Source organism: Sporomusa malonica (assembly GCF_900176355.1).
GTDB classification, from domain to species: Bacteria; Bacillota; Negativicutes; order Sporomusales; family Sporomusaceae; genus Sporomusa; species Sporomusa malonica.
In genome coordinates this window covers 18273-29915 of sequence record NZ_FWXI01000034.1, presented here as the reverse complement: position 1 = coordinate 29915, position 11643 = coordinate 18273, and the positions used below count along the sequence as shown (strand labels likewise).

At 41.8% G+C, this 11643-nt stretch carries 8 protein-coding genes and 1 pseudogene; 2 read left to right on the top strand and 7 right to left on the bottom strand.

Going from position 1 to position 11643, the window contains the following annotated elements; genetic code table 11:
* A pseudogene (locus B9A22_RS25910) lies at positions 1 to 213 on the top strand (hypothetical protein); the annotation flags it as partial.
* A gap of 245 nt (positions 214 to 458) precedes the next feature.
* Here the strand turns inward: B9A22_RS25910 and B9A22_RS23385 are convergent.
* From B9A22_RS23385 to B9A22_RS23355, 7 genes are all read right to left on the bottom strand, one after another.
* Positions 459 to 1037 carry a hypothetical protein gene (locus B9A22_RS23385; RefSeq protein WP_139796363.1) on the bottom strand — a complete coding sequence of 193 codons (579 nt, stop codon included), beginning with the start codon at positions 1035 to 1037 and terminating at the stop codon, positions 459 to 461.
* 92 nt (positions 1038 to 1129) lie between these two features.
* Positions 1130 to 3127 carry a TonB-dependent receptor gene (locus tag B9A22_RS23380; RefSeq protein WP_084578353.1) on the bottom strand — a complete coding sequence of 666 codons (1998 nt, stop codon included), beginning with the start codon at positions 3125 to 3127 and terminating at the stop codon, positions 1130 to 1132.
* 58 nt (positions 3128 to 3185) lie between these two features.
* Positions 3186 to 5255 (bottom strand): (Fe-S)-binding protein, encoded by a 2070-nt coding sequence (locus B9A22_RS23375; protein ID WP_176215664.1) that lies wholly within the window; start codon positions 5253 to 5255, stop codon positions 3186 to 3188.
* 107 nt (positions 5256 to 5362) lie between these two features.
* Complete coding sequence (locus B9A22_RS23370) at positions 5363 to 5815, bottom strand: MarR family winged helix-turn-helix transcriptional regulator (protein WP_084578351.1); 453 nt, start codon at positions 5813 to 5815, stop codon at positions 5363 to 5365.
* A gap of 592 nt (positions 5816 to 6407) precedes the next feature.
* Positions 6408 to 7775 carry an S-layer homology domain-containing protein gene (locus tag B9A22_RS23365; RefSeq protein ID WP_084578350.1) on the bottom strand — a complete coding sequence of 456 codons (1368 nt, stop codon included), beginning with the start codon at positions 7773 to 7775 and terminating at the stop codon, positions 6408 to 6410.
* A 60-nt stretch (positions 7776 to 7835) separates the two neighbouring features.
* Positions 7836 to 8942: a uroporphyrinogen decarboxylase family protein gene (locus B9A22_RS23360; protein ID WP_084578349.1), complete on the bottom strand. Its 1107-nt coding sequence runs from the start codon at positions 8940 to 8942 to the stop codon at positions 7836 to 7838.
* A gap of 30 nt (positions 8943 to 8972) precedes the next feature.
* Positions 8973 to 10145 carry an MFS transporter gene (locus tag B9A22_RS23355; protein WP_084578348.1) on the bottom strand — a complete coding sequence of 391 codons (1173 nt, stop codon included), beginning with the start codon at positions 10143 to 10145 and terminating at the stop codon, positions 8973 to 8975.
* 503 nt (positions 10146 to 10648) lie between these two features.
* Between B9A22_RS23355 and B9A22_RS23350 the strand changes: the two genes are divergently transcribed.
* Complete coding sequence (locus tag B9A22_RS23350; protein WP_084578347.1) at positions 10649 to 10951, top strand: helix-turn-helix domain-containing protein; 303 nt, start codon at positions 10649 to 10651, stop codon at positions 10949 to 10951.
* Positions 10952 to 11643 lie beyond the last annotated feature (692 nt).

Genomic DNA, 11643 nt, shown 5'->3' with positions numbered 1-11643 from the left:
AAAGAATTGAAAGGCTCACAGGTTAACTCAGTGATTTACGAATATTACCAACGGAAAATTGAAACGAAAACCAAGAAACAAGCTCTAGGCGCTGTTATGAACAAGCTATTACGTATCATATTCTCGGTATTGAAGAGTAAACAGTCATTCCGTTTGATTACCCCTGAGCAACAAGTTGAAATGTATCAAAAAATCCTACAAAAAGCGGCCTAACGAAGAAGAAAAACCAAAACATTACCTATTCCCTTCTCAAATATTGTTCGGTATTGGGAAAGGTTTGTTTCCCTATGCGTAATTTTCTTTAAACAAAAAATCCAGAAAAAGACTTGACATTAATTAGCTGGTCTCTACTTTCTATATTATCCGTATCATCAATACATACAAGGATTTGCATAGCTTACACCTCCATTCTTAAAAATGCACTAGTGTTTAATTACCACACCGATCCTTTAGTATGGTCATTTACATTTTTGAGAAATTTGTCTTAAAAAAGCCACTCTCTCACAGGCAAAATACGCTATTACACCCCCAGCAAACCCGCTAAGTAAATGGGACACCAATACAACACTTAGCCCCAGAGATAAAAAAGCCATTGGTAAATTCAAGATGACTCCAAAAATATAACTAGCCAAAAGCCTTGATAGGTGGGCTAACCCAGCTGCAATTCCTATCATATACCATTTACTTACTGATATCGGAATTACGCTTACAAATACATCCATTACTACTCCCGGTAATAGAAAATCCCAAAAAGCAAAAATTCCTTTGGCACCTGGCGCTACAAACACAGTAACAAAACCGCCAATAAAACCAGCAAGTGTTCCTGCTCCCGGTTTCTTTATCATAATACAGCACGCAGTTAAGGCTAACATAATAAACAGTCCCCTATGCCCTGGAATATGCAAAGGTAATTTTAGTGCCATATTCCCAATAGCCGCCACTACACCAAAAATAGTAACCACCAAGGCTTGCGTAAGGGTCATCCCGAAAATTCTAAAGTAATCTCTAATTACAGATTCGTTTTTTTCCAACATCATTAAATTCTCCCTTTAAAAGCCTGCCCCAATATCACTAGAGATGCTTTTGGGCACATCATATTTTTCCAACTTCAAAACCATTCATCTATTGATTAAAATTTCATAGTTGTTCCTATCTCTACATACCTGCCAGGAGCGATAAGATATGCACCCAAGTAATACTGCTTATCAAGCAGGTTTTGTACTTTAACATAGTACTCACGTTTATCTATAACTTTACTCACTTTTAAGTCGACAACATGATAACCTGCCAAAGACACTGGCGTAATGGCATTTTGTCCATCGCTGTTACCATTACCATTACCATTACTGAACAAACTTGTCCTTCCGCCAATGTAGCTAACTGCTAAATTCGCATTTAATCCGTTTTTCAAATAATTCAAACCATATGAGAAATTTCTATACGGAATGTCACTTACTTGCCTCTTCTTTAGAGTATCATAAGCATTTGTATATGAATAATTTACAAATGCTTTAGTACAGTCACTCAATTTTCGGTTGATTTCTGCTTCAAAACCATGCATTTCTACTTTGGGTATGTTAAAATACTGGTTTCTTCCCCCACCTTGTCCTGTACTTTTAATCATGTCTGTTACGTTTTTATGGAAGTATGTAACCTCAACATCAAGCCCGGATTTCATTACATGAGATAGTCCAATCTCTCTATTAATAGCTTTTTCCGGCAAAAGATAATTGCACGTTACACCGTTATATATACCGCCAGGGGCAGATCGCTCCATTGCATTAGGATACCTGTAGCTTTTCCCTATTGAACCATGTAATTCAGTATTTCCGCTTATCTTATAATTAAGGCTAAAAACAGGGTTATCTGAAGTATAAGTACCGCTTATAGAACCATAGGTTGGCCACAAAGCGAGTGACTTTATGTGATCCTCATTTTCGTTATGTCTATAGCCAAAATTTGCATTTAGTCTGTTGTTAAACTTAATAACGTCTTGAATATAATAACTTTTGCCAGTGTAAGTATAATCTGCACGATTATACGTTCCATCAATATTACTCGTTAATTCTGTAAAATTTCCTTTTTCATAAGAATAGCCCCAGGTAGCAGTATTTATCCGACTTGTTCTTATAGTATGTTGCAATTCATAGCCCTCTACCGTTCCATCCCAATCTAATTTCTGATACCCAGAAGTAAATAATAAACTTTTTTGGGTAGATCGATAAGTTTTCAAACTAAGATCACTACTATCGTTTAGTTTTTGGTCATATACCACGCCAATATATGATTGTTTAATAGGATCATATTCCCAATTATAAGTACCCGAAAAGTACTTATTTTGTTGAGATATACAACCACCCCGGCCAGAATTGATAATTAAATTACCTGCAGAATCATAACGATTAGGTATTTGCTCTTTAGTCTCTGAGTACGAGCCAAATACAGTCAACGAGGCTTTGGGATTAAGGCTCCAATTAAGTTTACCGTTATAGTATACTGCACTTTCGTTAGAGTGATCTGTATAACCGTCAGTACTTTCTTTTTTTACTCCAAAATAATATTTTACATTTCCAGCATCTCCCCCAAATGACGCCATATATTTTTCAGTATTATTGCTTCCTCTTGCTATAGATATAGAATTAGATGAATTACTTCCATTTTTTGTGGTTATATATATTACCCCACCAGTAGCATTGCTACCATATATAACAGGGACTGGGCCTTTTATCACCTCAATTTTTTCGATATTATCTGTAGCTATGGTTCGTAAGTCTGTCCTGCCATCACCAACCGTACTAAGCAACACACCATCAACAAATACCTTAGTGCTATTCGCATCACTACCGCGAAATTGAGCATAACTCTTACCCTTTGAACTACTACTAACAACATTTAATCCAGTTACGTCTTTCAATGCTTCAGCTACATTTTGAGCCCCTTTGGCTTTTATCTCATTCTCAGTAATAACAGTAATTTTAGTTGCATAGAGCTTAGAACTAGTAACTACGACTTCTTCAAGCGTTACCTCCTCACTGCTCTTGGCTTCTTCTGCAGCTGCCATGGATACAAAACTAGAACCTACCAATATGCACCCTGCTAAAGCTGCTATTTTCTTATTTTTTCTCATTACTTTCCCTCCGCCATTATCAGCCCATGTATTTTTAGTGACTTAATTAATTCTAGATTTATAAACTTGATGCTAGAATCTCAGCGATATCCAAAACCTTAATCTTATTATGAGATCCTTCCAATTTAACTGCTTCAGAGAAAATTATTTTACAAAACGGACAGGCAGTACCGATTACTTCGGCCCCGGTTGCGACAGCTTCTTTGACACGATTACCGGTGATCAGATTATTGGCTGCAGGCATTGTCCAAATCCGGCCACCCCCAGCCCCGCAGCAAAAAGCGCGCTGCTGCGTACGGGGCATTTCCGTTAGCTGAGCCTCAGGAATAGCTTGGATAACCTCCCGCGGCGGACTGAATAAATCATTATAACGCCCTAAATAACAAGGATCGTGAAATACAACCGCCTGAGCAAAAGATTTGTTAACCAATAACTTCCCCTCCCGGAGTAAGCTTGCAAAAAAATCAGCGTGGTGTATTACTTCAAACTCGCCGCAATATTGGGGATACTCGTTTCTCAAGGTGTTAAAACAATGTGGGCAAGTAGTGATGATTTTTTTTATCCTCAGCTTATTCCAAGTAGTAATATTATCATTTACTGTCTTTTCAAAGAGGAATTCATTGCCTATGCGCCGGGCAGTATCCCCACAACACCACTCCGAACTACCAAGAACGGCAAAGTTTACTTTTGCAGCCTTTAAAACTTTCACAAAAGCAGCTGCTGTTTTTTGTGCCGTTGCATCAAAAGTAGCTGCACAACCGGCATAATAGAGATATTCCGCTTGTGGATTTTCCTGAATAGTAGGTACAGACAACTCCTCAGCCCAGTGAAGACCGTCTTTGTGGCTATAACCCCAGGGATTGCCCGCCCCGGCGATCCCAGCAAAGACTTGCTTTATGCCCTCACTGATATTACCTGCGTTCAATACCAGGTAACGACGCATATCAATTAGTTTGGGGATATGCTCAATGGATACCGGGCAGGCCTCAAGGCACGCCCCGCAGGTTGTGCAACTCCAAATAAATTCCTGTTCAAACAATCCCCCGGCCAGATTATTTTTGAATTTATCTCCCTTGGCCTTTTTATCTGTTTTATTTGCTTTATCTGTTTTGGTTTTCGTACCTATTTCTTGTTTTGTCACAGCTATAGAAGTTTTTCCCTTTATTAACTGGGGAGCTCTTGTTTCGATATGTTTACGCAGACGCCCGTTTATGGCCCGTGGTTTAAGCGGTTCACCACTTAATTGCCCCGGACATTGGCCATTACACCGTCCACATTTAACACAGGAATACGCATCAAACAGTTGCTTCCAGGTAAAATCCTCCATATGGTTGGCCCCAAACACTGCTTTTTGCTTGCCGTCCTGTTGGATTTTACTTAACGCTCCCTTAGGAGCAAGGGTATGCCAATAAGCATTAAAAGGGGCAAAAACCAAGTGTAAATGCGAGGAATTGGGAATAATAAAACATAATGAAAAAACAGCCAGGAAATGAGTCCACCAGAAAAAAGACATAACCTTATGTAACGCAATTTCATTAACATCTACAAAAAAATGCGAACTAGCAAAAGCCAGCGGAGCAGCCGTAAGCAAATTCAGGTCTTGCCCTAAGGCAAACCGGACACCGTGAAAGCCAACCTCAGTCAATACGATGGTTAAAATCAAGCCAAGTTTGGCAAAGCCGGCGACACTGTTTTTCAGCCATTCCGGCTTCCCGAACATTCTACGAGCTGCCGCCCCTAACACGCCAATGATGATCAAAGCATTACAAATATCTTTTACAAACAGAAAACCATAATTATCCCCTAAATAGTGAATATTGCTATTAACCAGCCCTTCTTTGACCATATTCGGCATACCAACCAGCAAAATCAGAAAGCCGAACACGATAAACAGGTGAAACAAACCAAACACGGGGTATTCCCGGACCTTCCTTTGCGCAACTACGGTAGTAAAAAAGTATTTCCACCGTTCAACAGGACGGTCGTGACGGTTTTCGCTTCTGCCTAATTGCGTAAAACGGTAACGGCGAAAAATTCCATAGAACAAATAGCCCACCGAGGTTAAGGCCATTAGGGAAAAGATAAATACGTTAAGTTCCCTGGTACCAGTTTCAGTTATTAACCACAAGATTTGCCACCTCCTCATAATAGTTAGTTGAACTAAATAAAATAGTGTTACAATCTTTCCCGGCTTTAACTTGAAAATACGGGAGTTCTCTGCCGCTCGGAGTGTCGTCAGTCATTGTTTTGCTGCGGAAAGTGCTTGGCCAGCTTTTCCATTAACAGTATTAGGAACTGCTGTTCCTCCGGGGTCAAATGCCCGAGTGGGCCAGCCAATTTCTCGACAAACTTGGATTCTGAATGATGAAATATGTTCTGCCCTTTATCGGTTAAGCATATTATCCTCACTCTGGCATCGGCAGCATCTGTAAATCGGGCAATGAAACCGGCATTCTCCAAGCGATCGAGCATTTGCGACATAGTGCTGGGACGAACACCTATCATTTTCGCAAGATATCCGGCGGTACATTGCTTCCGTTCCCACACGGTCTTCAATATCCACCACTGAACCTTTGTAATAGGTGGTAATCCATTCTGATCTGCCGAGTCGAACTTCGGATTCCGCAGTTTGCGGTTAATTTTATGAATCAACGTGTACAGACGCTCAGTTTTGTCATATAGCGACAAGGAATCACCTCAGAAAAATATAGTTAGTTAAACTAAACAAAATAGCGCAACAAGTCTCCTCCATGAGTGCAAAAATTTATGGTATATCACTTAACACGCAATCGGTGTATCTTTGAACTCGAGAATTAAATCTCCCCAAACATAGTCGGTTAAAACGAACTGGAATCTGTTAAGTTTTACGGAAGTATTTATATTTATATTTGTTTTTGTTAGTTTATCATTCACGACTATTAAACCAAATCTTGAAACAAGCCATATGCAAAGCAAAATTTTGCACTATAAACAACATAAACATCACAACTACGTACTTATATCGATTTTGATTGTATTTTTGTTCGTTTTTGTTTGTTTTTATTTGATTTTACATTTTTTCTACATTGTTTTTGAAATTCCTGCCATGTTTTAGTAAATATTTTATAGAGGGAAAAGGGACAGATCCATATTAGTGAATATTAATATGACAAATAATAAAGCTACCCCCGGTCAAATTCTGTGTGAACTTGACCGGGGGTAGCTTTATTAACTGCAATTAAGGTTCCATTTTTTTCACCACAGACCCTTATAGGCGGGATTTCCCCTGGCTGTCGGGAATTTAGAAGTAGAAGTCAACCCCCAGTTTAACAGTGTTCAACTTGCCGGTATGAACACCGTCAGTAGGCTTCAGAGAAGCAGCCCACAAAAAGATATCAACGTTTTTATCAATGATGATCTGTGACGTTAACTCAGGTCCTTTCAGACCCCAATCATATTTAGACACCCAGTAATTATCCGGGGCAATGGAAGCCTTGGCCTCAGCGTTCAGATAGCGGGCCGTTACAAAATAAGAGCCGGGGGCATTCAGATCAGCTCGTCCATAGGTAATCCCGGCCATGTATGCTTTGTTCTGGCTGTTGGCATCAGACTCACCATAAGTGGCAAAAAGGTTAAGCTTTTTGCCAATCATCTTATCGACACCGACTTCCCACAAGTTAATATTATCTGACACAATGCTTGTATCCGAGCCGTCAGTGGCTAGGTTATGATAGGCTGTTTTTACATTGAGGTCTTTAGCAATCGGGGCATCAAATTCAATGGCGGCATACCGGTTATCTGCTTTGTTAGAAATGAGATAGGGATTGGTAGCGTTACCTGTCCAGCCTTGCCGGAAATAGCCATAGGTCAACGTGGTCCGGTTCTGGTCGCCAACAGCAAACTGAACACCATTGATCCCTTTGCGGCCGGGAGTTACCATTAAACCGTAGGCTGCTCCGTAATCAAACCGGCCGGCTTTTACCGTAGTAGCGCCGACAAGCCCCTCAGCGTACATTTGATCATAGCGCTGCGAACCGCTAACGGTGCCGTCAATCGTCGTATATGTGCCGTCGCCGTTAGGAATTCGGGTCCAGAAGCCGCCTGTTCTAAAATCTCGCACAGCCTCATTCTCAATTTTCACTTGCCATTTGTCATTAATCTTGTAATTGACATACAGATCAATGCCGACTGCCGGATAGTGACCGTCGTTAGGGTGCGGGGTATCACCGGTAGTCGCGGTATGACCGGCAAAAGAGCCGCTGTTATCCCATACCTGGTCAGAAAGATGCAGGAAACCGGAGACGGTAATTTTATCACTTTTCTTTTCCAGGGTAGCGACACGCACCCCTAAACTGGTAAGCTCACTGGTAAACTCTGCCGAGAGCTTATCGATTAACACCTTGTTCTCAGCATTGGCTTTTTCCGCATTCCAGATAGCCCGGGCGATCATTTGGGCCATTTCATAGCGGGTAACCGTTCTGTCACCCCCGAAGGTACCCTGGCCGTCGCCGTCAATGATCCCATCTTGTTTTAGCTGATTTACCGCAGCATAGGACCAGTGTTTAGCCGGGACATCGCCAAAGGGATTCGTCGGGCCGGCCGCTGCTACGGTACTGACGATATTCACCAGTAACGTAAGCACGGCAGCGATGACTATGCTTTTTCTCATCCTTCTCCCACCTTAACAACTTATTTCTCTTCATCTCTAAGTTAGCGGAGGCTATTGAGCTTATTTACCGGTAGCGGCGGCAATCATGGCTTTAACATTCTCGACAGAGGCATTGGGTGGGATTGTGCAGCCGGAGGCCAGAATGAAGCCTGGTCCCATGTCTTTAATCAGTTTCGTACAATAGTTATAGACCTCATCAGGTGTACCAAGGGCTAGCAGAGCTGCCGGCACATCGCCCTTAATACACATGTGGTCGCCCAGGACTTCTTTAATTTTATAAATATTAGTGGCGCCATCTGATTCGAAGATGCATTTATGCTTGGGCAACTGCTTGAAGTAGGCTAAATCCCGTTCCCAGTTGCCGTCTATATGCAGGTCAACAACCGCACCTTCCTCAATGATCACTTCGGCCGCTGCCTTAAGATATTTCCAGACAAAACGCTCCCAGATTTTCGGGGAGTAAAATTCACTGGCCCCCCTGGCCGGAGAAATAAATACCACTAATGGCTTCACTGCGCGGATTTGTTCACGGAACCCGACAAGGGTCTCTGCCAGAATAATATCTAACACGGCTTCCACCTTGTCCGGCATTTTATAGATATCTCGCAAAAACTTCGGCAATGACCGCCCACCGCTCAGGTGTTCATTCACAGTGATGGAGGCACTGGGCGTATACACCAGATACCCGGCATCCTCAAAGTTTTTCATGAATAGCGGGACATCGGCCAGCTGGGCATAGAGCGAATCAACATCCACGCCCAGACGGTTCTTTAAAAAGTCATCACTAAACGCTTGCCAGCCTTTGTTTAATATCGTGTCATAATCCTCGACTGTCATCACTTCCTGCTCATCAAGCTGCCACGGGGTATCTTCCGGGAGATCGCGGCCCGGCAGTTTAATCCTCGTATAAAACATAAGCGGAAACATCGCTGCGGCGGCAAAGGTACCGCCTGTTCCATCTACATCCCCCAGGGCTTTAAAGGAAGACAAAATTGCTTCATGGGACGCTTTCAGATTCATGCAAAACTCTGATAGTTTCATCCCGACATGTCGGGCACAGAAAGCGTCACCGGTAAGAATAACAGGGGTCCGGTCTGTTTTCTCTAAAAGGATGGCTTTCTTTAACCGCTCTGTACGCTCCTTAAGTAACTCCTGGTTTGTTTTCATACATTAATACCCTCCCGTTACCTTTTATGATTAGCTGTTTAGCTTAGCTGAACTGGGGGATTGTGTATAATTTTGCAGCAGCAGGAGCACCCCTACCGCCACAAAGGATACCGCACTGACAAAGAGAGGAAATCTTCCCGGTCCCTGACCAAATTGCCCTGATACCACTTCAAAAACAAAAGGGGCGACAAACTGACCGATACCACTAAGTGCCGAGGCTAAGGCGATACTGAAAGCCACACGGGCTGGCGGTGACAACACGGAAAGCGTAACAAAGAAGGCTGGGCAGGTTGTGGAAAATCCGATCCCGCCAATAAAACAGCCGGTTAGCAGCAGAGTAAAGTCATGCGTTCCGGCTATCAGCGCCATCCCCGCCCCGGTCAGTAACCAGCCAACGGCAATAGTATAGTTCTTTAACAGCTGCATGGCTTTGCCAAACAGCAAACCACCCACAAGCCCGCCACCGGTAAACATGGTTAACGCAATACCGGCACTCGCAGCATTCCCCATATTCTCACCGACAACCTGGATGGCCACGTTGGTGAAAAAAACGAAGATCAGTAGATTATACAGGAACACAACACTTTCGATAAAATACACTTTACCAGGCAGCGGGGTTTTGGCTGCATCCCCCTGGTTTGCCGTCACCTGAGGTTTAGGCGGTTCGGGGAGATAGAAATAAACAAAGATTAGTACTAAAAAACCAAATGCGTACGCCAGAAATGTATTGTGCCAGTCGGCTACACACAGCAGGCCGCCCAGCAGGGAGAATATGATCCCGCCAATATTTACGCAAACACTCTGCAGGCCCATGATCGTAGCCCGCTCGCCGCCTTCAAAAAAGTCCGAAATGAGTACAAGTGATAGCGGAAATATCAAGCCTAAACTCAGGCCCAGAATAGCTCTCATCACCAAAATCATGGTAATGTCATTCATAAAGTAAGGCGTAATGCCGCCAATCAAAAAAAGCAGCATAGCCACATGAAAGAGCGTTCGTCTGCTCATAGACTCACTCAGTTTGCCAAATACCAGGGAAGCAAGTACCATTGTCATCGACGGCAAGGAAACCAGCAGCATAATGGTCTGGGCACTTACCTGCTTAAATGCCGCACTGATATTGGCGATAGCCGGTGAAACTGCCGTAGCTGCCAGCAGTAATAAGGAAATAGACAATACCGCCGCTTTTAACAGAACCCGATTCATCGATTTACACCTCTTTCTTGTTTAGTCATAGCCGTACTCCTCTCTCGCCCCCTTTCTCCATTTTCTTCATCACCCCACATTGAAGACAGGCGCTTGCTGCGCTATACTTTGCCCCAATTTCGATTGACAGCAAAGCTACAGATAAGTTTACGTTTTTTGGCAGATACAGTATAATAAAATTGTTAAAATGTCGTTAGGGCGTACTAAACTAAGCAGCATGTTGCTTGGCCGCGATAAATGCTGCTTGTCCAAATTTACACCAAATTTTCAACTGATTCTCTTACCCACTTTATGTGCGGTGCTGCTGATAGCTTTTGAATAATTCCATATTTGACTGTAAATATATAAATTGTCTATTCATTTCATCACCTCCAAGTTATGATTTCCTTTAAATAATATCACCTATAGGTTATTACGTCAAGGTATCTTATATCCTATAGGTGAAAAAAATTATTCTTTTTTACTTGTAAGATCAATCTTAATTTTTGCGGAGGAATACATATATGATTAATATCGGGAATAGGATCAAGGAAATCCGAAAATCTAAAAACATTACAGCATCAATGCTTGCTGACCAAATAGGAGTTGCACAAAGTTTTATATCTGGAATAGAAAATGGCAACAAAAAATGCTCATTAGAAACTTTAGATTCAATCTGTACATGTCTTGATATTTCTCTTGCCGGTTTCTTCCGTGAAGATGCTCCAGAATTAGAACCAGAATTTAAAAAATTGCTTGCAGCAAGCAAAAACCTGACTTCGCAGCAACGGGAACTAATTACAAAATTTTTAGAAACTTTAGAATGATATTATTGATTGAAATGACTAGCACGTTAAAACAATTGCTAAATAACAAGAATTGCACCATTTGTAGTTGGACCAATTTCAAAAAGCTTTTGGAGAGTATATCCAGGTAGGATAAAAACTCAGAAGAAAACTCAAAACTCGGGGACAGGCACGTTGTTTCAAAAGTATTAAATCTACCCATGAAACAAAGAACCTGTCCCCATATTTTCTAAACGCAAAAAACTACTGCAAATTTTTGATTCCCTTTCATCTGATAAACAGGCGATTTTATTGGGTACGATTAAGACTATTTTGGACAACTCGTCGGTAATTATGTTAAGTAATAGTATAAACAGAGATAGTACCGGCGAAAAAAGGCATGAATGATTGATCTATTATTTTGAAAACAAAATAAAAACGAGCAAAAAATCACAATGATTTTTTGCTCGTTTTTTATCTAAAAAATTAATAGCTTGATTTTGCGAAAACATAATAGGATTCAAACTGGTGACCCACGGCTTGGGAATTGGAAAATTTGCGTTTTTAGCAATCTAGGCTATATGAAAAGATCCAGTTAATCCGGGGATTCAGCAGATCCCTCTTTCCATTTTGTCCAATAAATCCAGGTCGTATTAATGTGAATCGGTCCGCAAATCGGTCCGCAAATCGGTCCGCAAAAATAAGGACTTACACACACGGCACCGATGAGATAT